The sequence below is a fragment of the Synechococcus sp. KORDI-52 genome (assembly GCF_000737595.1).
In the GTDB taxonomy this organism is placed as follows: domain Bacteria; phylum Cyanobacteriota; class Cyanobacteriia; order PCC-6307; family Cyanobiaceae; genus Parasynechococcus.
On record NZ_CP006271.1, the window covers coordinates 1,886,036 to 1,912,028 of the forward strand.

A 25,993-nucleotide genomic window follows, 5' to 3' on the forward strand; every position below is an offset into this window, starting at 1 on the left:
TCAGTTCAAGGGGGTGCCGCCACTGAGACGACGCTGCTGTGCCTCCAGGGTCTCGCGCAGCAACGGGTGCTGCTCCAGCTCAGGATCGTTGTTCAACAGCTCCTGGGCGGCTGTTCGTGCGTCCTCCAGCACAGCACCATCATCGGCAAGGCTGGCCAGGGCCAGATCAGGCAGGCCCGATTGACGCGTTCCCAGCACCTGGCCAGGCCCCCGCAAGCGAAGATCCATCTCGGCGATCTCAAAGCCATCGGTGGAGCGCACCAGCACATCCAGGCGCTGGCGGGCCAGGGGATTGGAGCTGCCATTGATCAACAGGCAATGGGAGGCGGCGGCGCCACGGCCAACGCGCCCCCGCAACTGATGCAGCTGCGCCAGACCGAAACGTTCGGCATGGTCGATCACCATCACGCTGGCTTCGGGCACATCCACCCCCACCTCCACCACCGTGGTCGACACCAGCACCTGGCTCTTGCCCGCAGCGAAATCGGTGAGCACCGCCTGCTTGTCGGCACTGGAGAGACGTCCATGCAGCAGACCGACAGCCAGATCAGGAAAAACCTCCGAGGCCAATTCGGCGTGGACCTCAACGGCCGAGCGAAGCTCGAGCTTTTCCGACTCGTCCACCAGCGGCAGAACGACATAGGCCCGCTGGCCCAGCTGCACCTCCTCACGGATCAACGCATAGGCCTGCTCCCGCTTTGCAGCCGTGAGCATGCGGGTACGAATCGGTGTTCGCCCTGGCGGCAATTCATCGATCTGGCTGACATCGAGATCCCCATGCATCGAGAGCGCCAGGGTCCGTGGGATCGGTGTTGCCGTCATGGTGAGCAGATGGGGCTGCAAGCCCTTGTTGAGCAGGCGATCCCGTTGATGCACACCGAAACGGTGCTGTTCATCCACCACCACCAGCCCCAGGCGGTTGAACACAACCGGATCCTCGAGCAAGGCATGGGTGCCCACCAGCACCTTCAGCGAACCGTTGGCCAGGTCATCCAGCAGCTCCCGACGGCGGGTCCGCGGCGTGGATCCCGTCAGCAAGGCGACGCTCACATGGAGCTGCGGCAGCCACTGACAGAGGTTGCGGTAATGCTGCTCGGCCAACACCTCCGTAGGGGCCATCAGGGCCCCCTGCCAGCCCGAGGCAATGGTGCTGAGCAACGCTGCAATGGCAACCACCGTTTTGCCCGAGCCGACGTCCCCCTGCACCAGACGGGCCATGGGTTCGCTGCGCGCCAGATCGGCTTCGATCTCCTGAAACACCCTTTGCTGGGCTGCGGTGAAGCGGAAGGGCAGCAGATCCATGAACTCCCCCACAAGCCCGCTGGAGCTGGACTGGAGATCCAGGTCCGGTCCCGTCCGGGAGCGCAGCGCCTGGCGTCGGCGCAACAGGCCGAGCTGCAGGAGCAGAAACTCATCGAACACCAGCCGGCGGCGTCCCCAATCGAGGCTTTCACGGTCCTTGGGCGCATGCAGGGCCTGCAGGGCCTCCGACAGTGCCGGCAGCTGGAATTTCCCCTGGAGCTCGCTAGGGAGAGGATCAGGCCACGATGCCGCGAGGGGCAGGACCTGATCGATCAGGCTGCGGAACCGATCCGCGCCAACCCCTTCGGTGAGGGGATACACCGGGAGAAGCCGGCCGATGCTGTGGGATTTGACCGGAGATGAAGGGCTATCTAGCACCTCGATCAATGGATCTTGAAAGGTGATGCCGTAGGGGCCGTCTTTCACCAGACCACTGACGGCCACGGTGGCACCAACGGGGTAGAGGCGCTGCTGACCTTTGAGGTAGGCCGGAGAACTGAAGCGTTTGCCCGCAAGGAAACGGCTCACTTTCAGGCGACCTGTCGGGTCCTGCAGCTGGAGCTCAATGATGGCGAGGTTGGTGTTCCGTGGGCTGACGAATCCGTTGCACCGGCGAATCGTGGCGACAATCGTGGCCGTTTCCCCCGACACCAGCGCCTCAATGCGGCGCATCGCGGAGTAATCGACATGATCACGGGGGTAATAGCGGAGCAGGTCGCGTACCAGAAGCAGGCCGATCGAAGCCAGCCGTGCCGCGAATTTCGGACCCACACCACGGATCTGGGTGATGGGACTGTCGAGCTGCAGTGGTGATCTGGCGCGCTGCTGAGGAGACGCCTGCACCTTGAGGCGTGGCGGTGCCATCGGAGCCGAGGGTTCCAGGCGATGGCGCAGCTCATGCAGCCACTGACGGGCATCGGTGACCAAACGACGGCGGGCAGGATCAGCGAGGTCCGGATAGTCGGCAAAGCCGGAGCTGAGCTTGGACATGCGCTCACTGACCCCCTGAGGAAAGGGAACGGCCGGAGGCGCTGCGAGTTGCTGCTGCAGAAAGGCGTGAAAGCGCTGCTGGCGACCCTGAAGATTCTGAAAACCACGGTCGGCCTCCAACCCCAGCGAGCGCTGAATGGGAAGCATCCAGGTGAGGAGCAGCGACAGCTGCTTGCTGGTCAGTCCCCGCTCAGCTGCTGCGTTGAATCCGATGGGTTCTGCCAATGGGTCCGGGCCTCACGATCCAGGGAGCGACGCTGCCAATGACGCTGCTGCCGCACCATTGTGAGCAGAGCATGGTGGTGAGTGCGCAAGCGTTTGCGGCACTGACGCAGACGTGGGCTGTCGAACTCCAGATCGTTGCTGCGTAAGAGCACACAGAGCACGTCCATGCCCTGGTCGAGCTCTCCTACGGCCAGAGGGAGGCGCAGGCGAAGCACGTTCGTGGCGGTTGGCTGGGTTTCGACCTGTCCCTTCAGGACAGCATCCAGAAGGCTGATGGGCAGGAGGGTCTGGGCCAGCCCTGACCGCAGCATCTGCACATTCACAGCATGGGACAGATTGCGGAGGCGTCGCTCAAGCGCCTGATCCATGGACTGGATCCAATGCAGAAGCGCGTCCGGTTCACGGGGGAGGAAGTTGTCTTCACTCCCAAAGGACGAATCCAGGCCGCCAACTGCTTCGATGGGGTGTTGGGCCTGGTGCATCGCGTCGCCGGCAAGCTCAAAAAGGGAGCGGAGCACCTCAAGGTCCCCGGAGGTTTGGGCCTCGGGTTGCTCATCAACGGGATCAGTGGCAGGAGCTGAAGCTGCGGGACTCAGGGGGGGATCAAGAGGTGAGGCCAGGCTCAACTGAATGGAACCACTGGGCTCCTCCGGCGGCGAAGCCGATGATGAGGGCTCGGACTCTGGCTCTTTGTTCTGCGTTTGACGGCTGAGGTTCTGGAGCATGGTTCGGCCGGCATGGGCCTGCTGCCGCTGCTGCTCCTGTTGCATCTGCCGAACCAACTGCATCAGCTGCTCAACGGTGAGCAGGACGCTGCAGCGATCGATCAGATCGCTCACCGACGCATGAAAGTGATGACGGGTCGACTCCGGAAGTCGACTGAACCGGGAAGGATCAACCTCCCCAAGAAGATTGAACAGGGCCTGACGCGTGGCTCCGGCAAGGAGCTCCCTCAGCACCTGGAGATAGAGAGCCTGCTCCCTGTACACGGCAGTCGCACGCAGCCGGCACAACCGTTGAAGGCGTGCCAGCTGTTCTGACGGGTCGTAAGCAGGCCTGACGTCCGGGTCGGACAAGGGAATCAGCCGGCGTTCTGCATGGACGCCACTTCAGCAGCGAAATCGTTCTCTTCCACCTCGATGCCCTCGCCCAGGGTGTAACGGGTGAAGCGACGAACTTTCACGTTCTCGCCGATCTTGCCGGCGGTTTGCTTCACGAGGTCCGCAACGGTGATGGAGCTGTCTTTGATGAAAGGCTGTTCCATCAGGGCGAGTTCCTTGAGGCGCTTGCCGATGCGACCTTCAACGATCTTTTCCTTCATCTGCTCAGGCTTGCCCTCGAGATCGTCACGGCCCATCTCGATCGCCTTTTCCCGCTCACGGATCTCGTCGGGAATCTCGTCGGTGGTGACGTACTCAACGTTGGGGCATGCCGCCACCTGCATGGAGACATCACGCAGCAGCGACTGGAACATGTCACCCCGGGCCACGAAGTCGGTTTCGCAGTTCACCTCAACCAGCACACCCACGCGGGCGCCGGTGTGGATGTAGCTGCCGATGGCACCCTCGGCGGCGGTGCGGCCGGATTTCTTTTCAGCGCTGGCGATGCCTTTCTGGCGAAGCCACTCAACGGCCTTGTTGGCATCGCCTTCCGTGGCGGCCAGGGCCTTTTTGCAATCCATCATCCCCGCGCCGGTCTTGTCGCGCAGTTCTTTGACAAGCTTGGCGGATACGGCAGCAGCCATCGGTCGGAGCAGTGAGAAGGGAAATTGAGTCGCCGCCGATTCCCTGATTGGAATCAGCGGCGTGAACTTAGCGGTGAGAGGAGATCAGCCTTCGCTGTCACCACCACGCTGATCATTGGAGCCGTGGCGGCCCTCATTGATCGCATCGGCCAAACGGCCCAGGATCAGTTGCACAGAACGAACGGCGTCGTCGTTGCAGGGAATCGGCACCTCACAGAGATCCGGATCGCAGTTGGTGTCCAGCATGGAAACCAAGGGGATGTCGAGCTTGCGGGCTTCGAGCACGGCATTCGACTCACGACGCTGGTCCACCAGGACCACAACGTCGGGCAGGCGGCGCATGTTCTTGAGACCACCCAGGTACTTCTGGAGACGCTCGAGTTCGCGACGCAGCACAGCACCCTCTTTCTTGGGGCGCATGGCGATGGCACCACTGGACTCCATCCGCTCCAGATCCTTCAGGCGGTCGATCCGAGCCTTCATGGTGGTCCAGTTGGTGAGCATGCCGCCCAACCAGCGTTGGTTCACATAGGAGGCTCCGCAGCGGGCGGCTTCGAGCGCCACCACTTCAGAGGCTTGCTTCTTGGTGCCAACGAAGAGGAAACGCTTGCCGCTGCGGGCAGCAGAACGGGTCCATTTGTAGGCGTTGTTCATGCAGACGGCGGTCTGCACGAGATCGATGATGTGAACGCCGTTGCGCGCGCAATAGATGTAGCGCGACATCTTGGGATTCCAACGACGGGTCTGGTGCCCAAAGTGGGCGCCAGCTTCCATCATCTCGGCGAGGGTGACGACAGCCATGGCTTGAGGGTTTCGGGTTCGCCTCCACCTGCCAGGGACCAGAACAACCAACAAAAGCTGGTCTCACGGTGCACCCGAAACGGGCAGGTGTGCGGAGTGAAAGGACTTATAGAAGGTATCAAAACGTTGATCAGCGGAGTCCCGCCGCTCTTGCTTCACGGAACAGGGCACGCACACCGATGCGATTGAGGGGCAAACGAAGCAGCTCCATCGCCGTGCCCGGGTAGCCATGCCGGATCAGCCAGCGAAGCAGGGGGCGAAGGCTGGCTGGGTTGATCAGGCCACCGAGGGTGAGCACCTCCCAAAGGATGCGATGGAACCAGGTGAACTGAATGATCAGGCGCACCCGACTGGTTGGGTGCTTGCGGTAGAACACCAGCCCCATGCGCGCCCGTTCTCCCTCCACTTCCACAAGGCGGGGGATCTGGTCGAGGCTCAGGGCCGGGTGCCAGTGATAACCGACAGCGTCCGGACATTTCACCAACACAACCCCCATCCGTCGCAGCCGCTCTCCCAGTTCCAGATCTTCCCAGCCGTAGAGGCGGAAACCGGTGTCGAACAGGCCTGAACGCTCCAGCACCTCGCGATCGATAGCCACATTCCCGGTGGCGAAATAAGCCCAGGACAAGTCCCTCAATTTGTGACGTTCGGAAGAGGGGGCTTCGAAATTGGCGGTGTTGATCACTGCGCCATAGGTGAAACAGAGCCGATCACCCCGCCGTTTCCAGCACTGCTTCAAGGCCTTGGCATGGGTCGCCAGGAAGGTTTCTGTGACCACCAGGTCGCTGTCGATGAAAACGATCACGTCACCACGGGCGTGGTCGACGCCACGGTTCCGCCCCTCCGCAGGACCACCGTGCTCCTGCTCGATCAGGCGTACATGGGGAAAACGATGGGCCTGCTCCCGAAGCCAGGCTGGCGTTCCATCGGTGGAACCGTCGTCCACCACCACAACTTCGTAGTCCTGAAGAGCTCCGGCAAGCTGCTGATTTTCAAGTGCCGAAAGGCATTTCTCGAGAATCGGGCGTCGGTTGTAGGTCGGAATAACGACGCTGACGAACATCGCGACAGCCGATGCAGAAGGGAGCCCACCCTACGGACAACAAAAAAGGGGCTCGAAGGCCCCCTGCTCTGAACATCTGCGATCAGTGGATCAGTCGGCTGCACCACCGTTGTTGGCGGTTCCAGTCACGCCATTACCTGCACCTTCGCCGCGGCCATCATTCCGCATCTTGCGCTTTTTGAACTTGCGCGCGTAGGCGCGGTTCCGCTCCTGCTTCTCTTTCTTCAGGTTTCTGCGCTTGGCCATGCGGAACTGCGGGCTCTGGAATCAAATTTCACTCTACTGAACGACATTCAGCAGACGCCCATCCTCCATCTGGAGCAAGCGATCAGCCACATCAACGATGCGCGGATCATGGGTCACCATCAGCACCGCACAGGACTGTTCGCGGGCAAGCCGCTGCAGCAGCTCCACCACCTCACGGCCCGTACGGCTGTCCAGGGCGGCTGTGGGCTCGTCCGCCAGAAGCAGTCTTGGACTGGCCGCAAGAGCACGGGCAATGGCGACCCGCTGCTTCTGTCCCCCGGATAAGTCATGGGGGACCTTGCCCATGTGGTCCTCCAAACCGACGGCGCGCAACCACTGTCGGGCTTCATCCCGGCGGGCTCTGTAGCTGAGATCCGGCAGAAGGTCGGCTCCCATCTGCACATTTTGTTCTGCGGTAAGGCAACGCAGCAAATTGTGGCCCTGGAAAATCATGCCGATGCGGCGGCGGACCTGTTGGCGGCGGCGGCGGCCGGCCCCACGCAGGGGCTGACCAAGCACTGAAACCTGGCCCTGCTGAACCGTCCGTAGCGCACCGATCAACGTCAGCAGCGTTGTTTTTCCACAACCGGAGGGTCCCGTTAACAGCACCACTTCACCGGGCTCAATGCTGAGACTGACGTTGTGAAGAACCTCACGACGCATGTTCCCTTGGCCAAAGCAGTGGCACAACTGATCAACAACAACTGCCGACATCAGAAGATCTCTGCAGGGTCAGCATCGATGAGACGACGCATGGCCAGAAGTGACGACACCATGCACATCACCAGGATCATCACCAACACGGTGAGCGCCCGGGAGACATCCATACCGACGGGAAGTTTCGTGGCATCGCGAACGAACCAATACAGGCCCTGGCCGGCCAGGTAGGCGGGGACATACCCCATCGCCGCCAGATAAAAACCCTCACGAATCACCACTCCCAAGAGATGGCTGAGGCGATAGCCCATGGCCATCAAGGTGGCGTACTCCGGCAGGTGATCACTCACATCGGTGTACAGCACCTGATAGACGATCACGCAACCAACAATGAAACCCATGGCGGCGCCAAGGGTGAAGATGAAACCGATGGATGTGCCGCTCTTCCAATAGTTCTGCTCGAAGTCGATGAAGCCCTGCTTGGTCATGATCGAGACGTCTTTGGGCAGGCGCTCACGCAACCGAGACACCACCTGCTCAGGGTCAGCTCCTGGCTTCAACCGCACCAAACCCACTTCGATCGCTCCTGGCGGCTTCTGAGGCATCAGATCGAGAAATGTCTCGGTGCTCGTGAGCAGATTGCCGTCGGCACCGAAGCTGGTGCCCAGGCTCACCAGACCCGCCACGCGGACACGGTTGCCGGCGATCTCGGTCTCCACCACCCGGCCATCGCGATACCAATCGGCAATGGGTCCGAATTCAGGGCGTGAAAGCTGATCGAACAGGATCCGCCCTTTCTGCTTGAGAGCGTTAGTTTTTTCAGCCAGGGAGGGGTCGACGAAGAAGGGGTCGTCGGGATTGAAGCCCAAGGCCAGGATCGACCGGTTGCGCCGCGTTTCAGGATTGCGCCAGAGCATCAACCCCCAGTGCACCGGGGTCACCCCATCGACGGCTGGATCAGCCAGGGCCTGAACCAGGCGCCGCCTGGGGAAGGCTTCCATGCTCACGGAGCTGGCGGAGCGGGGACTGATCAGAACGACATCGGCATCGAACAGCCGGTGGGCCGTGACGCTGGCATCAAAGAGGCCATCACGGAATCCGAGCTGCATGAACATCAGAATTCCCGCAAAACTGATACCGGCCAGTGCCACCAGCAGGCGAACGGGCTGACGCGTGAGCAGCAGCCAGGACAGTGGAATCCGACGGCCCCGCCAGAACCGGTTCATGGTTCAAAGCGGGCGATCACCTTCAAGCCAGCCAGACGACTGACCTTCGCGGCATCCGCTGGGGTGAGAGCCACATCAACCACCACAACGCGGGCATCCGCATCGCCGGTGGGATCAGTGGAAAGGACAGCCCGTTGTTCCACCTGCGGACTGATGCGCAACACGCGACCGGTCAGTTCATCCCGAAAACCACCGTTCTCGCTGGTCAAACGGACGGACTGGCCGATGCGGATCCGGGAGATGTCAGATTCGTAAACCTCAATGCTGGCCTGCATCGCCTGGTTGGCCCCCACGTCCATCACCCCCTCTGCACCAGGACGCTCGCCTTCACGGGCGTGCAGCTTGAGAACGACACCATCAAGGGGTGAGATCAGCTGACTCAGCGCGAGATCGGCCTCGAGCCCCTTGCGTTCAGCCAGGGCCTGATCCCGCTGACCCTGAAGGCGCACAAGCTCCTCTCGCTTGTTACCCACCAGAGACAACTCGGCAGCACCCCAGTCCGCAGCCTTGCTGAAACGCTCCACCTCAATGGTCTGCAGTCGAATCTCCTGATCCAGGCTGCGCAACTGAGCATCAACACGCTCCAGGTCTGCTAGCAGGCCCTCCCGGTGATCGAAGGCCGCAAGCACCTGGCCCCGCTTGATCAGATCACCCTCATTCACTTGGAGCGAAGCCACCCGCGGCGTCCCTGCCATTCCAGCGTTAGGGGCCGCCAGGTTGCGGATTTCACCGGCGGGCTCAAGCTGCCCCAGGGCAGCGACCGCTTCCGGACGAGCCGTGCGTTCTGGGGGCGGCTCGATGGGCTTGGGTTCTGGCGTCGGACGGAGCAACCAGCCGCCGATGACCGCGATAACCAAACTTCCAGCCAGAACAGACCAGCGTTTACGGCTCATCACAGTGCCGGTGGATTGTCGAAGAGCAGCATGTCGATGTAACGATCGGCCCAGGCCGAATCGAAGGCTTTCTCGAGCACGCGGCGGGTTTTGTCGTTGCGTTTCTGCTGAAGGCAATAGTTCAACTGACCCTCGTATCGGCGGACTGTAGTGAGAGCAGTTGATGGTTCGGGAGTCGCCTCGATCACGCTGGTGGCCATCACCTGCAAGTAATGGCTCACGAGCTCCTGGAAAGCCGCTTCCTCGTCAGCACCATCGGGGCGGATGAAGCACACCTTGGTCGAAAAGATGGCTGACCCCCAGGCCGGCAAATCCCGAACCTGACGGAACGCTGGCCATGGCTTGGCCTCAAGCCGCTGCATCAACTGCTCCGGCAGAGCATCGGAGGTGGGGGACAGATCGACGATCGCCGCAGAGATGCCTGCAGGGCCGGCCACGATGTCGGCTCCGAAAATCGGCAGGTTGTAGTGGGGATCGGGGAACCAGACGCTGTGGAGGATTTGCAGGCCGTTGCCGAGTCGCGCAACCTCCAAATGCAGCTTGCGAAGACCGATGCAGCGAAAAAGTTCGTTGCCGATCGACAGGCCTTCACCATCGAGTTGCCCCTGGATGAAGCGCAGATCCTCATCGCAAGGGAGGATCTCCAATCCGGGCAACCCCGCCCAGGCACTACGGATCGACGCCGCCAAGGCCTGCACGAGGGGATGCTGTCCTGGCGGTTTCGCCAGTGGCTTGGGCTGCATCGAAGGGGCAGGCACAGAATGGAACTTTGCCACGCAGTTCTGAACCTTCCGTTCTCCGGTCCCCCACTCGACCATTGGACCCTCCCCAACGGAGTGCGCTGCGTGACGGCCGACATGCCGGATGCACCCCTGACCTGTCTCGATCTCTGGTGCCGTGCCGGCAGTGCCAGTGAGCGGCCAGGGGAAGAGGGAATGGCCCATTTCCTGGAACACATGGTGTTCAAGGGAAGTGAGCGGCTGGCCGCAGGGGCGTTCGACGAGGCCATCGAAGCTCTGGGGGGCAGCAGCAATGCCGCCACTGGCTTTGATGACGTTCACTTCCACGTGCTGACACCACCGGATCGAGCCCGCGAAGCGTTGGATTTGCTGTTGGAACTGGTGTTACAGCCAAGCCTCGAGCCTGACGGGTTCCACACAGAACGGGGGGTGGTGCTTGAAGAGATCGCTCAATACGCCGATCAACCGAATGAGCAGGTGCTGCAACTGCTGTTGAGCAAGGGCTGTGATCCGCACCCCTACGGCCGACCCATCCTGGGGACACCGAGCAGCCTGAAGGCCATGACACCAGAGGCCATGCGGGCGTTTCATCAGCGGCAGTACCGCGGTTCCAACTGCTGCCTGGCGATAGCCGGCCCGCCATCCACTGCGCTGCGCAGTGCTCTGGAGTCCTCGGCTCTGGCGGGCCTCCTGGATGCCCCTTATCCGTCATCAGCGTCATCCCCCCTGAGCATGCGTCCTGGACGAGAGAGCGTTGTTGTGGACCGGCTCGAATCCGCCCGACTGCTCATGCTCTGGGAAGCACCCCAGGCCGAGGATCAGGCAGGCGTGATGGCAGCTGATCTCGCCACCACGCTGCTGGGGGAAGGACGACGCAGCCGTCTCGTGAACCGCTTGAGGGAGGAACTGCAGATCGTAGAGAGTGTGTCGATGGACCTCTCGGTTCTGGAGCAGGGAAGCCTGATCACGCTGGAGGTGATCTGCCCGGACGAGCATCTGGAGGCTGTGGAAGAGGAGGTGAACCGGCAGCTGCGCGCCATGGCACATGAGCTCGTCAGCGATCAGGAGCTGAAACGGGGCCAGCAGCTGGTGAGCAACGGACTGCGCTATGCCTTGGAATCGACAGGTCAGGTGTCAGGACTCAGCGCCAGCCAGACCCTCTGGAACCGCAAACAGGATCTGTTGCACCCGCTTAATTTCCTTCCGCCATGGACGGCGGAGCGGCTGCGCTCTGACCTGTTCCCCAGGCTTCAACCCGAGCAGGCCTTTGTGCTGGTTGCCCAAGCCCGGCAGGAGAACGGATGAGCAACCCCGAACTTCTGATCGAACAAGTCACCAGCCCTGGGATTCTGGCGGCGAAACTGCTGCTTCCTTTCGGTAGCGCCGACGACCCCTGCGGGAGCCGAGGGGCCCATGACCTGCTGGCATCCCTGCTGAGCCGGGGCTGCGGACAACACGACCACGTGGATCTGGCGGACCTTGTTGAGGGATGCGGCGCAGGTCTGCGCTGTGATGCCCAGGAGGACGCTCTGGTGCTGAGCCTGCGCTGCACAGTGGAAGACGCTGAGCAGCTCCTGCCCCTGTTGGCGCAAATGGTTCGTTACCCCCAGCTCAAGCCTGACCAGGTGGCCCTCGAACGTTCGCTCACGATTCAGGCCCTGCAGCGGCAGCGGGAAGACCCCTTCCATTGCGCCAGCACCGGATGGAGGCAGCTGACCTATGGAAACGGGGGCTACGGCCACGACCCGATGGGCATCGCGGAAGAGCTCGACGGTCTGGATCGAAAGGCGCTGTTGCCTCTCGCCGAACGGCTGCCAAAGGCCCGGAGCGTTCTCGCCCTGGCGGGAAGCGTCCCGCAGCACATCGTCGATACGTTGCAGTCGCTTGAGGACTTTCGCGACTGGCCAGAGGGGGGCAGCACAGATCCCTCCGGCCGCCGGTCTTACGCCGAAGCGGTGGGGCCCGAAACGATCCAGCTCGAACCGATGGACACCGAACAGGTGGTTCTGATGCTGGGGCAGGCGACGCTGGGGCATGGCCACCCGGATGAACTGGCGTTGCGTCTGCTGCAGTGCCATCTGGGGGTGGGCATGTCGAGCCTGCTGTTCCAGCGCATGCGGGAAGAGCATGGCGTGGCCTATGACGTGGCAGCGCACTTCCCTGCTCTGGCGGGGCCGGCGCCGTTTGTACTGATGGCCTCCAGCGTGGAGGAGCGCTCAGACCTCGCGCTAGACCTGCTGCTGGACATCTGGGACGAGCTGCGGGAGGTACCCCTCACTGAGTCCGCACTTGAGCTCGCACGGGCCAAGTACATCGGTCAGCTCGCCCAGGGGCTGCAGACCTGCTCCCAACGGGCAGAGCGACGGGTTCAGCTGAAGGCACAAGGGCTCCCTGAAGATCACGACCAGCGCTGCGTGAATGCCCTGGGGGAACTGACACCATCGAATGTGCGTGATGCAGCCAAACGCTGGCTCGGCGAACCGCGGCTCAGCCTGTGCGGGACCGCTACAGCACTGCATCAACTCGAACGGCGCTGGGGCCGCCGCGCCGCTGCTTAGTCCGCCTCAGCGGCATCCACCGGATCCAGCCGGTCGATGGAGATCAGGAACGTGCCGCGGCGAAAACGAACGGCAACCGTCTCCATCGGATGAAGTGCTACAACCTCGCCCGTTTCTCCCGCAGCCACAAGATCAGGCGGACGTAGCATCGGCATCGGATCGGCCGACTTGAGGTACGGAAGCTGCTGCTTCAGGCGCAGCCGATCACCAATCGATACCGTCATTTGAGTTGGGCAAGACGTGCATTCTCGAGCAGGATGGGTCGAGTTGAGGAGTTGATGTGAGGGCTCTCGCCTCCTGGTGTGGTGCCCTGGCGGGGGTTTTGGCCATCATCATCGGTGGTTTGTTGCCGGCAGCGTTGTTTCTGCCAGCGCCCGACCCCATCGTTCTCCCCCTGCCCGTGACATGGCAGGTGCCGGCACTCCTTCTGTGCGCCATGGTCAGCGGCCCGCGCGCCGGTGTGATGGCTGCGGTGGGGTACTTGACCCTTGGGCTGTTCAGCCTGCCGGTGTTCCATGGCGGTGGCGGGCTGAGCTATGTGCTTGAACCGGGTTTCGGCTATCTGGCGGGCTTCGTTCCCGCAGCCTGGCTCACCGGTCGACTGGCGCAGCAGGATGGCATGGATGACCTGCCCAGACAGTCGCTCTGTGCCCTTGGAGGACTGCTCGTTCTCCAGATCTGCGGGGTGCTGAATCTCGCCATTGGGGCGGTTCTGGGACGGTGGACGCTTGGCTTCCTGGAACTGCTGATCCAGTTTTCGATCGGTCCGCTACCGGCTCAGATGCTGCTCTGCATCGGTGCGGGAGTGCTTTCGATTGTGTTGCGACGGCTGTTGATCATCGAGCCATGAAAGGGACACTTCCGCGTCAACAGACGCTGCTGATGGCTCTGGTCATCGTTGTGGTGGACCAGGTGAGCAAAGGCTGGGCCTCGAATGCTTTGCAGGGGGGCGACACGCTTGCGCTGCTGCCCCAACTGCTCTCTCTGCAGTTGGTGCACAACACCGGAGCAGCCTTCAGCGTGCTGCAGAACTCAACAGCCCTGCTGGGACTGCTCAGCCTTGGGGTGAGCATCGCGTTGATCCTATGGATCTGGCGACAACGGGTGTTGCCGTTCTGGCAGGCCCTCGCAGCTGCTGCACTCCTGGGCGGCACCTTGGGCAATGGGATTGACCGTTGGCGCCTGGGCCACGTGGTGGATTTTCTGGCGCTCGAACCGATCGATTTCCCGATCTTCAACGGGGCGGATGTCGCCATCAATCTTGCTGTGCTCTGCTTCGCCATTGATCTCTGGACGCGCCGGGGTGACACCAGGCGCAACTGACCCAGACTTGACCTGAGGTTGGTGTGACGCAGGCATGAAACGCCAAACCCGGTTGCTCATCGGTCTCGCCGTTGCCTTTGTGGCACTTGTGCTGATCGGCGTTGCCGTTCAGACCATCCGCAGTCTGCTGTGGGACCTGAGTTACTTCCTGCCACCCTGGTTGCTCACGCCGGTGCTGCTGCTGGGGCTCGTGCTGGTGGCCACCGTGGCGGTGCAGGTGGGTTGGCCGATGTGGAAACGCCTCAAATCGCGCCCAGCCCAACGCCAACGTCAAACCTCCGCCGCTCCACGGAACCGTCGGGATGCCGCGACCACCAGCCTCGGCCACGTGGATCGTCTGATCGAACGCATCCAGGACGACATCAGTCGCCGAAGCCTTCAGAGCGAACGTGACCGGGTTGCCGAGGAGCTGAAGCGAGGCGATCTGGTGGTTGTGGTGTTCGGCACTGGATCCAGCGGCAAAACATCGCTGATCCGCGCCCTGCTCAATGAAATGGTCGGCGAGGTGGGAGCGCCCATGGGCGTGACCAAAACCAGCCGCGCCTACCGCCTGCGTTTGAAAGGTCTGGAGCGTGGACTTCAGCTCGTGGACACCCCGGGAATCCTGGAAGCAGGAGACGAAGGCCTCAGCCGGGAGGAAACAGCCCGTCGTCGGGCGGTTCGCGCTGATCTGTTGATTGTGGTGGTGGACGGAGACCTCAGAGCCTCGGAATACGCCGTCGTGACGTCCCTCGCCGGGCTCGGCAAGCGGCTGCTCCTGGTGCTGAACAAGCGGGATTTACGCGGTGTTGACGAAGAGAAAAGACTCCTGCAGGTGCTTCGCTCCCGTTGCCAGGGAGAGCTCAACCCTGCTGATGTGGTGGCCTGCAGTGCCTCCCCTCAATCGATTCCTCAACCCGGGCGTCGTCCCCTGCAGCCGCTGCCTGACGTAAACGATCTGCTGCAGCGCCTCGCCGTTGTGCTGCACGCCGAGGGGGAGGAATTGATTGCCGACAACATCCTTCTGCAGTGCCGATCCCTGGACAGCCGTGGGCGCGACCTGTTGAACGACCAGCGATCCCGGGAAGCCAAACGCTGCATTGACCGCTACAGCTGGATGGGAGCGGGAATTGTCGCTGCCAACCCGCTGCCAGGGGTGGATTTGTTGAGCACCGCAGCGGTGAATGCCCAGATGATCCTGGAGATGGCCAAGATCTACGGGGTCGAGATGTCCCGTGATCGCGCCAAGGATCTGGCCCTGTCCCTTGGACAGACCCTGGGCAAGCTGGGCATTGTCAAAGGGGCCATGAGCTTGCTGGGCACCAGCCTGAGCCTGAGCTTGCCCACTTTGGTGCTGGGTCAGGTGCTCCAGGGGGTGGTGACCGCATGGCTCACCCGAATCGCCGGAAGCAGTTTCATGCGCTATTTCGAACAGGACCAGGACTGGGGTGACGGCGGCATGCAGACCGTGGTTCAACAGGTCTTTGAGCTCAACCAACGGGAACTCTCACTGCAGCGCTTTCTGGCAAACGCCATGCGGCAAGTGGTTGAACCGCTTCAGACGTCCGCGGCGGGACGCCTTCCCCCCCGCCCAGGGCCTCAGCAGGAGGGGGAAGCATCGGCCCCCGGGCGTCAAGAACGGTGATCAAGAGCAGATAGAGCACACCAATCGCCACGGAGATCGCCCCGGTAACGATGGCAACCCAGCGTGAACCCTGCTGCTGTTCCGGCATCGAAGCGTCTCAAACGATGGCGATTGTGGACGATCAGATTGGAGCCAGCGATCGATTCAGCAGACACGACAACTCGCTGAGATGCTGAGCCGTGGTGTGGGGGTTGCCAAAGACCGCCTTGAGGCAGAAACGGTCGCCGTAGAAGGGGCGCGACAGCATGTAACCGTGAGACAGCAGCATCTGTCGAGTCTCCTCACTCCAGCAACCTGCAGCATTGGTACCCCCGTGCTTGGGATGGAACGTCAGCAGGTGAAGGTCACCCGACAATTGCGTGAACTCCCCTAAGTCCAACTGGGCAGCAAAGGCAGCTCGACGTTGCAGGGCTCCGCTGAGCGTCGCCTCGATGCCTGCCTCACCCAACTGACGCAGGCCCAGCCAAAGCTTGAGGATCTCCGCAGGTCGGGTGCCCTGCAAGCCAATCTCCCCGCCGTGATCCATTCCCTTGGGCTCCTCCATATAGGGCAGTCCCGTTGAGAAGGCCTGACGGAGATGGGTTCGATCCCGCAACAACAGCAGAGATGACGCCTTGGTGATGCCGAGCAATTTCTGGGGATTCAGCGTGATCGAATCCGCCCGTTCCATGCCGTCCATCAGGGATGCATGGCTGGAACTAAGTGCGAAAACACCACCGATGGCGGCATCCACATGCAACCAGACCTCAGTATCACGGCAGAGGGTTGCCAAGGCGGAGAGGGGATCAATGGCGCCGCGCACCGTCGTACCAGCCGTGGCCACCACCGCCAGACAAGGGCGCCCCTTGGCTTGAAGGGATCGCAAGCGCTCGGCCAAAGCCTCAAGGCAAAGGCCACCGTCTGAGGCCACCGGAAGCGTCTGAAGCGCATCATCCGCCAGCCCCATCACCCGTGCCGCCTTGTTGATTGAGACGTGGGCGTCTTGGCTGCACAGCAGCACAGGATCCCGATGCGTATCCCCCAAGGCCGCCCGTGCCGCCACCAGGGCCATGAGATTGCTCAGGGTTCCACCGCTGGCCAGAACCCCTCCGGAACCCTCAGGCAAGCCAATTCTGTGGCAGAACCAGCGGCAGAGGTCATGTTCCAAGCCGGTCAAACCCGGCGAAAGTTCCTCTGCCAGGAGGTTGTTGTTCAACCCCGCACAAACCAGTTCCGCCGCAATGGACGCTGTAAGCGGGGGCGGATCGAGATGGGCCAGAGCACCGGGATGGGACGGTTGGTAAGCCCCGTCCATCACCTGCTGAAGGTCACTGAGAAGGGATTCCAAACTGGCCCCCTCCAAGCCGGGGGCAACGTCCGGCAAGGGGCGCATGACGGGCACCGGGCTGGAACGATTGGCGGATCCGATCCAACTGCAGAGCAGATCTGAACTGCGGTGCAGAAAGTCGATCAGCACCGGGTCTACGGCCGAGGGGATGGCGAACGGAGCAAGCCGATCCGGGGGATGCTGAGACGCGGAACTGGCTTGCAACGCAGATAAGTGGACTGCAGTGATCTTCGCGTCTCGTGGGAAGGTGCTCAAAGGACGGCGTTGGACAGCAGTGGATCAGCGGGATACGTTCACTCGCTGGATGGACGTTCTGCTTCAGCGGGCCGAGGAGGTTGGTTTACAGGGAGAGGTTCCCGTCGCAGCAGTGATCCTTGATGGCCAGGGCAGGGCTATCGGCCATGGACGCAACCGGCGCCAGAACAAGAGGGATCCCCTCGGCCATGCCGAACTGGTGGCCCTTCAACAGGCAGCGATCGTTCAGGACGACTGGAGATTCAACAATTGCACCCTGATTGTCACCCTCGAACCCTGCCCCATGTGTGCGGGAGCCTTGGTGCAGGCCCGCATGGGAACCGTGGTTTTTGCGGCAACGGACCCCAAGCGCGGTGGCCTGGGGGGAAGCCTTGACCTCTCCACCCATGCCAGTGCTCATCACCACATGAACGTGATTCAAGGCGTCCGCGAAGCTGAAGCGAGGGGGCAGCTGGAACGGTGGTTCAGGCAGCGGCGGCGACGGAACCGCTGAAGCGAGGCAGCTCAGTCTCAAACAGGTTGAGAAGACGGTTCACGTTTTCAGGGGTGGAGTTGTACCCCATCAGACCGATGCGCCAGATTTTGCCGGCCAGGCTGCCGAGTCCGCCACCAACTTCGATGCCGTGGTTGTTGAGCAGGTGCTGGCTGAAGGCCTTGCCATCCACAGCTTCAGGGATGCGCACCGTGGTGAGGGTGGGCAGTCGCCGGTCGGCCGGAACATGCATCGAGAGGCCGAGACTTTCCAGACCACTCCAGAGCATCTCCGCATTGCGGCGATGGCGTGCCCAGGCCTGATCGAGACCCTCTTCAGCAAGAAGACGCAGGGCCTCTCGCATGCCGAAATTCATATTGACCGGCGCAGTGTGGTGATAGACGCGGTCGCTTCCCCAGTACTGGTTCAGCAAGGAGACATCCAGGTACCAGTTGGGGACCTTGCCCTGACGAGCAGTCATTTTGGCCTCGGCACGGGGTCCCATGGTGAAGGGTCCCAGACCGGGAGGGCAGCTCAGACCCTTCTGGCTGCAGCTGTAAGCGAGATCAACCTTCCACTCATCGATGTACAGCGGAACTCCACCCAGAGAGGTGACGGTATCGAGAAGCAGAAGGCAATCATGCTTCCGGCAGAGGTCGCCAATGCCGTCCATGGGTTGACAAACACCTGTGGAGGTTTCGGCATGAACCATCGCCAGGATGGCAGGCTTGTGCTCGATCAAAGCCGCTTCCAGCTCGTCGAGGGAAAACCAATCCCCCCAGGGCTTCTCGATGGTTTTCACCTCCGCGCGGTAGCGGCCGGCCATGTCCGCCAGTCGCAGGCCGAAGTAACCCTTCACCGCCACCAGAACGGTATCGCCAGGCTCAACGGTGTTGGCCAGAGTTGCCTCCATGGCAGCACTGCCGGTGCCGCTCATCGGAAGCGTGAGGCGGTTGTCGGTCTGCCAGGCGTAACGCAACAGTTCCTGAACCTCACCCATCAACTCCACATAGAGCGGATCGAGGTGACCGATGGGGGTCCTTGACAGCGCCTTCAGAACCGTTGGATGGGCATTTGAGGGACCGGGGCCAAGCAGGAGGCGGTCCGGTGTGGCAATCGGTGCAAACGCTTTGCGGTGACGATCGTCAACAGGAAGAAGAGAGTTCGTCGTCGCCAAAGCCCTGATCGGTGGTTCTCCTGATGAGCCTACGCAGTCACGCCGGAGGAAAGGGGTGCGTTGCGCTTGATTGCAATCTGTTCAAATCTTGTGCTGACCATCAGCCCTCAACGCTGGCGCACGTTGGTTTCACCAAGTCCCTTGGCCAGGTGATCAAAGGGTTGAAGAACGGTGGCGAGCTGATCGGACGCAGCACCGTTGGCCAGAAGCATCTCGGCAACAACGTCTCCCAAAAGAACGATGCTGCGGACTGTTGGACCGGTGGGGACGCCAAGACTCTTATAAGTGTCATCCAGACCGTTCAACACGCGTTCGTTCAGGATCGTGCTGTCGCCCGCCACCAGGGCGTAGCTGGCGTATCGAAGGAAATAATCCATATCCCTCAGGCAGGCAGCGAGCCGGCGTGTCGTGTACGCATTGCCACCGGGAAGCAGAAGGTCGGGCTCGTCTCGGAACAGGCGCTGGCTGGCCTCACGCACAATCTCGGCAGCGGAGCCGTTGATCAGCTCAACGGCCTGAATCCGCAGCGTGGATTCATCCAGATACGCATTGATGCTGTCGATCGCCGAACGATCGAAATAACGACCCAATTGGTCGTAACGACCGATCAGGCCGCTGATTGCATCGCGCATGTCCCTGAATCTCCAGAGGATCCACAGCGGAAGTTAACACCGTTGAGGCGGGCAGATCCCTTGGCAGGCCGGCATTTCAGCCAACTTGACAGAAACGGTTACGCAGTCGCCCTCTGGAGAAAGAAACGTACCCCTTGATACAAAATGGTGTCTTGTGGCTCTATACGGTCACATCACTGCACAATTCAGTCGAGCAGTCCCTTCTTATGTCGAAATCCCCTCAGGACGTCCTGCGCCAGATCAAGGACGAAGGCATCGAACTGATCGACCTCAAATTCACCGATCTGCACGGCAAGTGGCAGCACCTGACGGTGTGCACCGATTTGCTGGAGGAAGAGTCCTTCACCGAGGGCTTGGCTTTTGACGGCTCATCCATCCGCGGCTGGAAAGGCATCCAGGCCTCCGATATGGCCATGGTGCCGGACGCCAACACCGCCTGGGTGGATCCCTTCTACCGGCACAAGACCCTGAGCATGATCTGCTCGATTCAGGAGCCACGCACCGGCCAGCCCTATGAGCGCTGCCCCCGTGCCCTGGCCCAGCGGGCTCTGAATCACCTGGCCAGCACCGGCCTGGCCGACATGGCCTTCTTCGGTCCTGAGCCCGAGTTCTTTCTCTTTGACGACGTTCGTTACAACTCGGCCGAGGGAGGTTCCTTCTACAGCGTTGACACGATCGAGGCGGGCTGGAACACCGGTCGTATCGAGGAAGGCGGAAACCTCGCTTACAAGATTCAGGAGAAGGAGGGCTACTTTCCAGTTGCTCCAAACGACACAGCTCAGGACATCCGCTCCGAGATGCTCCTGCTGATGGGTCAGCTGGGCATTCCCACTGAAAAACACCATCACGAAGTGGCAGGCGCCGGCCAGCACGAGCTGGGCATGAAATTCGCCGAGCTGATCCAGGCCGCCGACAACGTGATGACGTACAAGTACGTCGTGCGCAACGTGGCCAAGAAGTACGGCAAGACTGCCACGTTCATGCCCAAGCCAGTGTTCAATGACAACGGCTCCGGCATGCACGTGCACCAGAGCCTCTGGAAGGGCGGTCAGCCGCTGTTCTTCGGCGAAGGCACCTACGCGAACCTGTCGCAGACAGCCCGCTGGTACATCGGAGGCATCCTCAAGCACGCCCCCGCCTTCCTGGCCTTCACCAACCCCACCACCAACAGCTACAAGCGTCTGGTGCCCGGCTTCGAGGCTCCGGTGAATCTTGTCTACTCCGAGGGCAACCGTTCTGCTGCCGTGCGCATTCCGCTCACCGGCCCGAGCCCGAAAGCCAAGCGCCTCGAATTCCGTTCGGGTGATGCCCTCGCCAACCCCTATCTCGCCTTCAGCGCCATGATGATGGCCGGCCTGGATGGCATCAAGAACCAAATCGATCCTGGCGATGGTGAAGATCGCGACCTGTTTGAACTTCCAGCCGAGGAACTCTCGAAAATCGCCACGGTTCCTGCATCGCTCAACGGCGCCCTGGAAGCCCTCAATTCCGATCGTGGCTTCCTCACAGCGGGCGGTGTGTTCAGCGACGACTTCATCGACAACTGGATTGACCTGAAGTATGAGGAGGTGCAGCAGCTGCGCCAGCGGCCGCACCCCCATGAATTCACCATGTATTACGACGCCTGATCGACAACGAGGGATCACTAAGTGATCCCTTTAACGTAAAAATCAGGTTTCAGAAGGGACCCAACGCGGGTCCCTTCTTTTTTGTTTCTTGACTTGAATGAAGCATCGATCAGAACGAGGGAACCCCTTCAACAGAGGGTTTTTCCCTAACCCCGTGATCTTTACCACTCACTTCACCAGAACAAAATCAGAGATGTTATGGGCCGAAAATCCAAAAGCGACATCACCCAAAACATTGAATCACTCATACGACATCAAGACGCGCAAGGAGGAGATACATTGATCGCCAACCAATGCAAGTAAAAATCATTGGATTTGCTTAAAAGAGTCAAAAAAGCTATCCCGAACAAGGTCAGTCTGATCAAATGCAACTCCAATAAATGTCACAAATACTTCCCTGTGAATCCAGCGAACAGTAGCGTTCCACGCGTAACCCTTTTTTTCAAAAGGTGCGTAGCATTCGATCCTACATTGATCTCCCACCGCAAGAGCTTCGTGAACTCCATTGAGCAAAATGCATGATCCATCTTTGGAAACGTTCCAAATCACGCACTTGGATTGATGTTCCGGAATGCTGGATGCATAAAAATATGACTCCAATCCAGCAATTGGGCTTATCGCAAGATTGAAGCGTTTATTTCTTCGGTTTGTTTGTAATTTTCTGTCGAGGGCCATTAGGGGTATTCAAGCGAACTGGAGCCCGAACAAAAATTCGTTGGTCAACCTCGTCGACATGGCGTTCCACCTCATCATAAGTGTTGCCCCACACAAAGACTACCAACCCTCCAACCACAATCAACCCCCCTTTAGCCATTTACTAGACCTACTGGGAATACACCAAACCGCTAGGAAGCCGGCAAGCATGGAGTCTTTCACAAATAAAAACAGAAATCGATAGGTCTTTCTGCCGATATCAACCTGATGCTAGCCAAAAGTTTAAACCAACAAACAGCCCGTTAATGGCATTTTGTTGTTCAGCAAGCCTGAATAAGCCGGTCATCCAAACAAGCCAGTGACTTAGGATGTCACCAGCCAGGCAAGGCGAGGTTGGCGTTGGGCCTTATTGCCACCTGAGTACCGGCAATTGAAAGCAAGTCATCGGTATCTTTATGGATGAAATTTCCTGAAATTTCGCGTACAAATTCCACTCCCAAACCATACATAGACATGCCGACAAATGACGATTCATTGACGTATTTAACGATAGCGCTGATACGGTTTGGCAAGTTAAATTGAAGATCACAAAACAAAACATCAATATCCTGGTTTGCTACTGGCGCAATGCCGCCGCCTCCCATCAAGAGGTAAGCACCAGACAAGCTGATATCAAGAATATTGGCCGTAGAGTTCAGACGGCCAGGTACTTCTAAATCGACAACAACTTCCGATGTCAACACATGCCTTTCATGATTTCGTCGACCTGCGGTACCCAAGCGAGGAGAATTTCGCCTATCAGGCACCCTTTCAAACATTGTTCAAGCCCGTAACAAATACCTGAATGAAGCCTAACCAAGCCAACCTCAGAAGTCATCGATTCTCATGCAACATTCATTGATCCAACTCATTGCACCCATAACCCCAAATCACGACGAACAAACCGGAGACACTTTCAAATCAAGGAGGAACCTTAGAAAGTCCTTAATACATGACAAAAGTTAGCTGTGAAATGACTCAAATCACATCTCCCATCTGCCAAATGTGAACTCAACCAAGTTTGGCCTAACCAAGTTTTAGACCAACAAATGTTCATTGGGAGTTTCGCTGTCTCCTAAGGACCATGCAGGGTGTCTGTTGAAACGGGTGCTTTTGTGGACTGCTGATCACGCAGTAGTGCGTCGGATCCGCTGGAATAGGCATGTTGTCTTAAGCATCGATGGCGTCTACGCCCCTGAACAAGCTTGCATACCAGACACTTCAGCAAGGCAAAAACCTCGCAGGTCTGGCCCACAAGGAGCTGAGCACCAAGCTGATGGGGTGGCTGGCACCTGATGCCGTGCCCAAAACAGTGCCCGTTCCCTCGGACATGCTTGGAGAGTTACGGCTGGACATGTCCAAGCTTCAGGATCTGGACTGGCGCGAGGCCGAACAGGGGGTCTATCCCGAGCAGCTGCTGTTTGATTCGCCCTGGCTCGAGTGGGTCAGCCGTTATCCGCAGGTGTGGATGGATCTTCCCTCCACCTGGGATCGTCGCCGCGAACGCAACGTGCGCGATCTGCCCCAGGACATCGACGCTGCCCTTTACCCCGATTACTACCTCCAGAATTTTCACCATCAAACCGATGGGTACCTCAGTGACCACTCCGCTGGTCTTTACGACCTGCAAGTTGAGATCCTGTTCAACGGCACAGCTGATGCCATGCGACGGCGGGTGTTGGCTCCGTTGAGACGCGGCTTGAAACATTTCGCTGATCGCCCCCCCGGCTCCATGAAGATCCTCGATGTGGCGACCGGGACCGGTCGAACGCTGCACCAGATCCGAGCTGCAATTCCCCACGCTCAGCTCATCGGCGTCGACCTCTCCGAGTCTTACCTGCGCCAAGCCAACCGCTGGCTAAACACTGGCGATGCCTCACTCGTTCAGCTCATCCGCGCCAATGGAGAAACACTCCCCCTTGCCGATGGAGCAGTTCAAGCCGTGACTTGTGTGTTTCTGCTGCATGAACTGCCGGATGAAGCTCGTCAAAACGTGCTGAACGAAGCCTGGAGGGTGCTCGAACCTGGTGGTGTCTTCGTTCTTGCAGACTCTGTGCAGATGGCAGATTCCCCCAAATTCTCAACGGTGATGGAAAATTTCCGGCGCGTCTTCCATGAGCCCTTTTACCGTGACTACATCGGTGACGACATCGATGCACGTCTTGCTACTTCGGGATTTGAGGGAATCACCGCAGAATCCCATTTCATGACCCGGGTCTGGTCTGCACGTAAGCCCTGCGGAAACAAACCCTGAGGGGATTTGCTGACAACATCTCTTGCACGAACGGCTGTCCGCCATAGGGTGTGCTCGAATCCGAAGGGACATCCATGACCAATCCCTTCCGGCTGCGTTGGCTTCAGGGATGGACCTTCCAGGTGGTTCTTATGGAGGGCCAGGTGCAAGTTGAAGCCCATGGGTTTGGCATCTGCCTGCGCACGGCTGTGTTGCCAGGGGAAACCCCTCAGACAGCAGCTGATCGTTTGGTTCTTTCAGAGGATCGCCGGAGGCGAGCCCTGCACAACGCGTGGCTTCAGGGGCAGGACATATCCAACCGACCGGGTGTTAAGTCCATGTCAACTGCAGCCCCTGCCTCCAATTCGCTGGTAGTGGTGGGACAAGCCCATCGCCAGAAGGCGGCCTGATTGATCAAAGCTGCGCCAGCAGCCAGGCCAGAGTGAAACCTGCTCCACCCATACGCAACGCTCGCCAGAAGCGTATCCCGGAAGCTGTCGGCAGATCCCAGCCGTCCGGAGCTGAACTAATCAAATCAACGGCAAGACGGCGACGCTGACGCCAGCGTCGGGCTGAAACGCTTGAGCCTAAACGCGACTGGCAACGTCCTTGAAGCAACAATCGAGACGCATGGTGCAGCCACAGCAGTTCAGTGCCACACCGTTTGCCTTTGCGCTGCTCCACACCAATGCATCCACATAGGGAGAAACTAGATCAATCTGCTGAACAAGGGATGACATCTCAAGCCGCACCATGGCCCGATTCCGCAACAGCGAAAGCGGAAGAGTTGCATCAGTTGCTTCTCATTGGTGATCGCGACTGGCATCAACTCAAGAACAATCAAAAGCGACGTGGAGCCGAGTTGCTGGCGGCAGCGTTGGTGCAACTCCTGCGCCAGGGAGACAACAGCGATGTTGAAGACTTAACTCAACAGGCACTCGGCTGGGTCAGAGGAGAGCTAAAGGATCCTGGCTGTCCTCGTCACTGACCGGACGACGGCAGGCCAATTGCAGACGGTTGCCACGTCGGCTCCAGCGCACATCGTCAAAACATTGGTGGATAAGAAACAGCCCCCTGCCACTGGGGGCATCAAGGGCCGTAGGCAACGATGCTTTGCGGGAGTGCTGCGGCAAACCGCAGCCTTCATCCTGAACCTGCCAAACCAACCAATTGGGCGTGAGGATGCGTCGAACACGCAGCCTCTTGGCTGGATTTTCAGCGTTGCCATGGCGAACGGCATTCACCAGGGCCTCGTGCAACCCCAACTCGATGCGTTGACTAGTCAGTACACATCCCACGGGTTCGGTGAGCAGTTCCAGCAAGGGAGCCAGTTGCAACGTGGACGGGAGCGTGAACTCTGCCCAGCGAAACCTCTTGGACGGCACAGTCAGGCCCGTTGACGTCGATCTTTAGAACTTACCGTTGATGGAAAGCCCCGTCAGGGTCTGCGCTCGACTAGGGCGGGGTGATTCAGAACAGAATCCATAAGGCGCACCCCCCTCAGCTGGTTGATCAAGGGCATGTGACCCTCGGGCGCCTCGATCGACCAGGTGAATGCAGCTGGATAGCGTGTCCAAACGCCATCACATTTCCAGCCAATTCGGGGCCACAGCCGTTCATAGCGACCATCGAGAGCTGACAACAACCGAGCTTGGGCTGTGAAGCCAAAACGGCCTTGGGAATAGACCGTCCAGAGCCGATCCAGGCTGACCAAATCAATGCCTGACATCGAAGGCACCTCAGTGAAATAGACGTACCCCCTCTTCACGGCTGCATCACCAGCCAGCTCACGCAAACACTGACTGGTGATGCGATCCGCTTCCTCGAACTGTTGATTCAGCAGCTTCTGTTGCAGCGGCCCGTAATCCAGGCCAACGACCGATTCAGCCGTCAACCAGCCTTGAGCGGTGGATTTGCCCAGCCCCGAGATGGCCGCGGGCTGATGGCGTTGGATCACCTGAAGGATCCATCCAGCAGCCCAGTCATCTCCAGCGGGATCAAAACCGGAAAGGAGATCTGGTCCAACTCTGGCCAGCTCTTGGGCGCGGGATTCGATCTGCTTGATCAGAGGGCGTCGTTGGCGAGGTGTTCCCTTCGCGAAACGATCCAGCAGCTGGTCGATGCTGAGCTTGGTGGCGGGTGTGGAACCGGAAAGCATGAGTCGCAACCGGCCCCAACTGGCTC

The 25,993-nt window shown here is 60.0% G+C and carries 28 protein-coding genes; 10 read left to right on the forward strand and 18 right to left on the reverse strand.

Annotation, left to right across the window (positions count from 1 at the left end; translation table 11 throughout):
* The 10 genes from recG to KR52_RS09690 form a co-directional block, all read right to left on the reverse strand.
* Positions 1-2,517: an ATP-dependent DNA helicase RecG gene (gene recG / locus KR52_RS09650; protein ID WP_038555229.1), complete on the reverse strand. Its 2,517-nt coding sequence runs from the start codon at positions 2,515-2,517 to the stop codon at positions 1-3.
* On the reverse strand, positions 2,472-3,593 hold the full coding sequence (locus tag KR52_RS09655; protein WP_038555232.1) for a hypothetical protein: 1,122 nt from the start codon (positions 3,591-3,593) through the stop codon (positions 2,472-2,474). The genes recG and KR52_RS09655 overlap by 46 nt, the downstream gene beginning before the upstream one ends.
* Positions 3,594-3,598: 5 nt before the next feature.
* A complete protein-coding gene (gene tsf / locus KR52_RS09660) occupies positions 3,599-4,261 on the reverse strand; it encodes a translation elongation factor Ts (protein WP_038555235.1) in 663 nt (220 codons plus the stop codon).
* Positions 4,262-4,345: 84 nt separating this feature from the next.
* Positions 4,346-5,062, reverse strand: a complete 717-nt coding sequence (gene rpsB, locus KR52_RS09665; protein WP_006850376.1) for a 30S ribosomal protein S2 — start codon at positions 5,060-5,062, stop codon at positions 4,346-4,348.
* Between the two features lie 130 nt (positions 5,063-5,192).
* Complete coding sequence (locus KR52_RS09670; RefSeq protein WP_038555239.1) at positions 5,193-6,125, reverse strand: glycosyltransferase family 2 protein; 933 nt, start codon at positions 6,123-6,125, stop codon at positions 5,193-5,195.
* Between the two features lie 90 nt (positions 6,126-6,215).
* The gene (locus KR52_RS14815) at positions 6,216-6,371 is read right to left on the reverse strand and encodes a hypothetical protein (RefSeq protein ID WP_006850288.1); all 156 of its coding nucleotides are present in this window, start codon (positions 6,369-6,371) and stop codon (positions 6,216-6,218) included.
* A 33-nt stretch (positions 6,372-6,404) separates the two neighbouring features.
* Entirely contained in the window at positions 6,405-7,085 is a 681-nt protein-coding gene (locus KR52_RS09675; RefSeq protein ID WP_038555241.1) for an ATP-binding cassette domain-containing protein, read from the reverse strand.
* Positions 7,085-8,254 (reverse strand): ABC transporter permease DevC, encoded by a 1,170-nt coding sequence (devC, locus tag KR52_RS09680; RefSeq protein ID WP_038555243.1) that lies wholly within the window; start codon positions 8,252-8,254, stop codon positions 7,085-7,087. Before devC ends, KR52_RS09675 begins: the two co-directional genes overlap by 1 nt.
* Positions 8,251-9,147, reverse strand: a complete 897-nt coding sequence (locus tag KR52_RS09685) for an HlyD family efflux transporter periplasmic adaptor subunit (RefSeq protein ID WP_038555245.1) — start codon at positions 9,145-9,147, stop codon at positions 8,251-8,253. The genes devC and KR52_RS09685 overlap by 4 nt, the downstream gene beginning before the upstream one ends.
* Complete coding sequence (locus KR52_RS09690) at positions 9,147-9,890, reverse strand: phycocyanobilin:ferredoxin oxidoreductase (RefSeq protein ID WP_038555247.1); 744 nt, start codon at positions 9,888-9,890, stop codon at positions 9,147-9,149. Before KR52_RS09690 ends, KR52_RS09685 begins: the two co-directional genes overlap by 1 nt.
* 18 nt (positions 9,891-9,908) lie before the next feature.
* Between KR52_RS09690 and KR52_RS09695 the strand changes: the two genes are divergently transcribed.
* Both KR52_RS09695 and KR52_RS09700 read left to right on the forward strand, forming a co-directional pair.
* Complete coding sequence (locus KR52_RS09695) at positions 9,909-11,192, forward strand: pitrilysin family protein (protein WP_038555250.1); 1,284 nt, start codon at positions 9,909-9,911, stop codon at positions 11,190-11,192.
* Positions 11,189-12,445, forward strand: coding sequence for a pitrilysin family protein (locus KR52_RS09700; protein ID WP_038555253.1), 1,257 nt, complete (start codon positions 11,189-11,191; stop codon positions 12,443-12,445). Before KR52_RS09695 ends, KR52_RS09700 begins: the two co-directional genes overlap by 4 nt.
* Here the strand turns inward: KR52_RS09700 and KR52_RS09705 are convergent.
* Entirely contained in the window at positions 12,442-12,669 is a 228-nt protein-coding gene (locus KR52_RS09705; RefSeq protein ID WP_038555255.1) for an NAD(P)H dehydrogenase assembly family protein, read from the reverse strand. The genes KR52_RS09700 and KR52_RS09705 overlap by 4 nt on opposite strands.
* Before the next feature lie 56 nt (positions 12,670-12,725).
* Between KR52_RS09705 and KR52_RS09710 the strand changes: the two genes are divergently transcribed.
* The 3 genes from KR52_RS09710 to KR52_RS09720 are packed head-to-tail and all read left to right on the forward strand — an operon-like array spanning position 12,726 to position 15,392.
* Positions 12,726-13,295, forward strand: a complete 570-nt coding sequence (locus KR52_RS09710; RefSeq protein WP_038555257.1) for a biotin transporter BioY — start codon at positions 12,726-12,728, stop codon at positions 13,293-13,295.
* Complete coding sequence (gene lspA, locus KR52_RS09715; RefSeq protein WP_038555259.1) at positions 13,292-13,768, forward strand: signal peptidase II; 477 nt, start codon at positions 13,292-13,294, stop codon at positions 13,766-13,768. Before KR52_RS09710 ends, lspA begins: the two co-directional genes overlap by 4 nt.
* A 34-nt stretch (positions 13,769-13,802) precedes the next feature.
* On the forward strand, positions 13,803-15,392 hold the full coding sequence (locus KR52_RS09720) for a YcjF family protein (RefSeq protein WP_038555261.1): 1,590 nt from the start codon (positions 13,803-13,805) through the stop codon (positions 15,390-15,392).
* Positions 15,393-15,513: 121 nt separating this feature from the next.
* Here KR52_RS09720 and KR52_RS09725 read toward each other — a convergent pair whose 3' ends face one another.
* Entirely contained in the window at positions 15,514-16,923 is a 1,410-nt protein-coding gene (locus KR52_RS09725; RefSeq protein WP_038555264.1) for a pyridoxal-dependent decarboxylase, read from the reverse strand.
* A 100-nt stretch (positions 16,924-17,023) separates the two neighbouring features.
* Here KR52_RS09725 and KR52_RS09730 point away from each other — a divergent pair, with 100 nt between their 5' ends.
* Positions 17,024-17,467: a nucleoside deaminase gene (locus tag KR52_RS09730; RefSeq protein WP_038557184.1), complete on the forward strand. Its 444-nt coding sequence runs from the start codon at positions 17,024-17,026 to the stop codon at positions 17,465-17,467.
* Here the strand turns inward: KR52_RS09730 and KR52_RS09735 are convergent.
* The gene (locus KR52_RS09735; RefSeq protein WP_038555267.1) at positions 17,439-18,623 is read right to left on the reverse strand and encodes an alanine--glyoxylate aminotransferase family protein; all 1,185 of its coding nucleotides are present in this window, start codon (positions 18,621-18,623) and stop codon (positions 17,439-17,441) included. The two genes, KR52_RS09730 and KR52_RS09735, sit on opposite strands and share 29 nt — an antisense overlap.
* 107 nt (positions 18,624-18,730) lie before the next feature.
* Positions 18,731-19,255 carry an allophycocyanin subunit beta gene (locus KR52_RS09740; protein WP_038555270.1) on the reverse strand — a complete coding sequence of 175 codons (525 nt, stop codon included), beginning with the start codon at positions 19,253-19,255 and terminating at the stop codon, positions 18,731-18,733.
* Positions 19,256-19,461: 206 nt separating this feature from the next.
* Between KR52_RS09740 and glnA the strand changes: the two genes are divergently transcribed.
* On the forward strand, positions 19,462-20,883 hold the full coding sequence (gene glnA, locus KR52_RS09745) for a type I glutamate--ammonia ligase (RefSeq protein ID WP_038555273.1): 1,422 nt from the start codon (positions 19,462-19,464) through the stop codon (positions 20,881-20,883).
* 306 nt (positions 20,884-21,189) lie between these two features.
* Here the strand turns inward: glnA and KR52_RS14440 are convergent, their stop codons facing one another.
* Both KR52_RS14440 and KR52_RS09750 read right to left on the reverse strand, forming a co-directional pair.
* Positions 21,190-21,558 (reverse strand): PilZ domain-containing protein, encoded by a 369-nt coding sequence (locus tag KR52_RS14440; RefSeq protein WP_156957698.1) that lies wholly within the window; start codon positions 21,556-21,558, stop codon positions 21,190-21,192.
* Between the two features lie 350 nt (positions 21,559-21,908).
* Positions 21,909-22,277 (reverse strand): hypothetical protein, encoded by a 369-nt coding sequence (locus tag KR52_RS09750; protein ID WP_156957699.1) that lies wholly within the window; start codon positions 22,275-22,277, stop codon positions 21,909-21,911.
* 479 nt (positions 22,278-22,756) lie between these two features.
* Here KR52_RS09750 and KR52_RS09755 point away from each other — a divergent pair, with 479 nt between their 5' ends.
* The 3 genes from KR52_RS09755 to KR52_RS15155 all read left to right on the forward strand — a co-directional run bounded on the left by KR52_RS09755 (position 22,757) and on the right by KR52_RS15155 (position 24,797).
* Complete coding sequence (locus KR52_RS09755) at positions 22,757-23,830, forward strand: class I SAM-dependent methyltransferase (RefSeq protein ID WP_038555279.1); 1,074 nt, start codon at positions 22,757-22,759, stop codon at positions 23,828-23,830.
* Positions 23,831-23,904: 74 nt separating this feature from the next.
* Positions 23,905-24,219, forward strand: coding sequence for a copper-binding protein (locus KR52_RS09760; RefSeq protein ID WP_038557187.1), 315 nt, complete (start codon positions 23,905-23,907; stop codon positions 24,217-24,219).
* Positions 24,220-24,542: 323 nt separating this feature from the next.
* Positions 24,543-24,797 (forward strand): DUF6439 family protein, encoded by a 255-nt coding sequence (locus KR52_RS15155; protein ID WP_071840233.1) that lies wholly within the window; start codon positions 24,543-24,545, stop codon positions 24,795-24,797.
* Here the strand turns inward: KR52_RS15155 and KR52_RS09765 are convergent.
* A complete protein-coding gene (locus tag KR52_RS09765) occupies positions 24,757-25,194 on the reverse strand; it encodes an ATP-binding protein (protein ID WP_038555282.1) in 438 nt (145 codons plus the stop codon). The two genes, KR52_RS15155 and KR52_RS09765, sit on opposite strands and share 41 nt — an antisense overlap.
* A gap of 53 nt (positions 25,195-25,247) precedes the next feature.
* Entirely contained in the window at positions 25,248-25,967 is a 720-nt protein-coding gene (locus KR52_RS09770) for a GUN4 domain-containing protein (RefSeq protein ID WP_038557189.1), read from the reverse strand.
* Between the last annotated feature and the right edge of the window lie 26 nt (positions 25,968-25,993).

What these genes read in the sequence shown, in the direction of transcription:
- tsf (WP_038555235.1), bottom strand. Translation starts at nt 4,261, where the DNA reads ATGGCTGCTGCCGTATCCGCCAAGCTTGTCAAAGAACTGCGCGACAAG.
- rpsB (WP_006850376.1), bottom strand. Translation starts at nt 5,062, where the DNA reads ATGGCTGTCGTCACCCTCGCCGAGATGATGGAAGCTGGCGCCCACTTT.
- KR52_RS09670 (WP_038555239.1), bottom strand. Translation starts at nt 6,125, where the DNA reads ATGTTCGTCAGCGTCGTTATTCCGACCTACAACCGACGCCCGATTCTC.
- KR52_RS14815 (WP_006850288.1), bottom strand. Translation starts at nt 6,371, where the DNA reads ATGGCCAAGCGCAGAAACCTGAAGAAAGAGAAGCAGGAGCGGAACCGC.
- KR52_RS09675 (WP_038555241.1), bottom strand. Translation starts at nt 7,085, where the DNA reads ATGTCGGCAGTTGTTGTTGATCAGTTGTGCCACTGCTTTGGCCAAGGG.
- devC (WP_038555243.1), bottom strand. Translation starts at nt 8,254, where the DNA reads ATGAACCGGTTCTGGCGGGGCCGTCGGATTCCACTGTCCTGGCTGCTG.
- KR52_RS09685 (WP_038555245.1), bottom strand. Translation starts at nt 9,147, where the DNA reads ATGAGCCGTAAACGCTGGTCTGTTCTGGCTGGAAGTTTGGTTATCGCG.
- KR52_RS09690 (WP_038555247.1), bottom strand. Translation starts at nt 9,890, where the DNA reads ATGCAGCCCAAGCCACTGGCGAAACCGCCAGGACAGCATCCCCTCGTG.
- KR52_RS09695 (WP_038555250.1), top strand. Translation starts at nt 9,909, where the DNA reads ATGGAACTTTGCCACGCAGTTCTGAACCTTCCGTTCTCCGGTCCCCCA.
- KR52_RS09700 (WP_038555253.1), top strand. Translation starts at nt 11,189, where the DNA reads ATGAGCAACCCCGAACTTCTGATCGAACAAGTCACCAGCCCTGGGATT.
- KR52_RS09705 (WP_038555255.1), bottom strand. Translation starts at nt 12,669, where the DNA reads ATGACGGTATCGATTGGTGATCGGCTGCGCCTGAAGCAGCAGCTTCCG.
- lspA (WP_038555259.1), top strand. Translation starts at nt 13,292, where the DNA reads ATGAAAGGGACACTTCCGCGTCAACAGACGCTGCTGATGGCTCTGGTC.
- KR52_RS09720 (WP_038555261.1), top strand. Translation starts at nt 13,803, where the DNA reads ATGAAACGCCAAACCCGGTTGCTCATCGGTCTCGCCGTTGCCTTTGTG.
- KR52_RS09730 (WP_038557184.1), top strand. Translation starts at nt 17,024, where the DNA reads ATGGACGTTCTGCTTCAGCGGGCCGAGGAGGTTGGTTTACAGGGAGAG.
- KR52_RS09740 (WP_038555270.1), bottom strand. Translation starts at nt 19,255, where the DNA reads ATGCGCGATGCAATCAGCGGCCTGATCGGTCGTTACGACCAATTGGGT.
- glnA (WP_038555273.1), top strand. Translation starts at nt 19,462, where the DNA reads ATGTCGAAATCCCCTCAGGACGTCCTGCGCCAGATCAAGGACGAAGGC.
- KR52_RS14440 (WP_156957698.1), bottom strand. Translation starts at nt 21,558, where the DNA reads ATGGCCCTCGACAGAAAATTACAAACAAACCGAAGAAATAAACGCTTC.
- KR52_RS09755 (WP_038555279.1), top strand. Translation starts at nt 22,757, where the DNA reads ATGGCGTCTACGCCCCTGAACAAGCTTGCATACCAGACACTTCAGCAA.
- KR52_RS09760 (WP_038557187.1), top strand. Translation starts at nt 23,905, where the DNA reads ATGACCAATCCCTTCCGGCTGCGTTGGCTTCAGGGATGGACCTTCCAG.
- KR52_RS15155 (WP_071840233.1), top strand. Translation starts at nt 24,543, where the DNA reads ATGACATCTCAAGCCGCACCATGGCCCGATTCCGCAACAGCGAAAGCG.
- KR52_RS09770 (WP_038557189.1), bottom strand. Translation starts at nt 25,967, where the DNA reads ATGCTTTCCGGTTCCACACCCGCCACCAAGCTCAGCATCGACCAGCTG.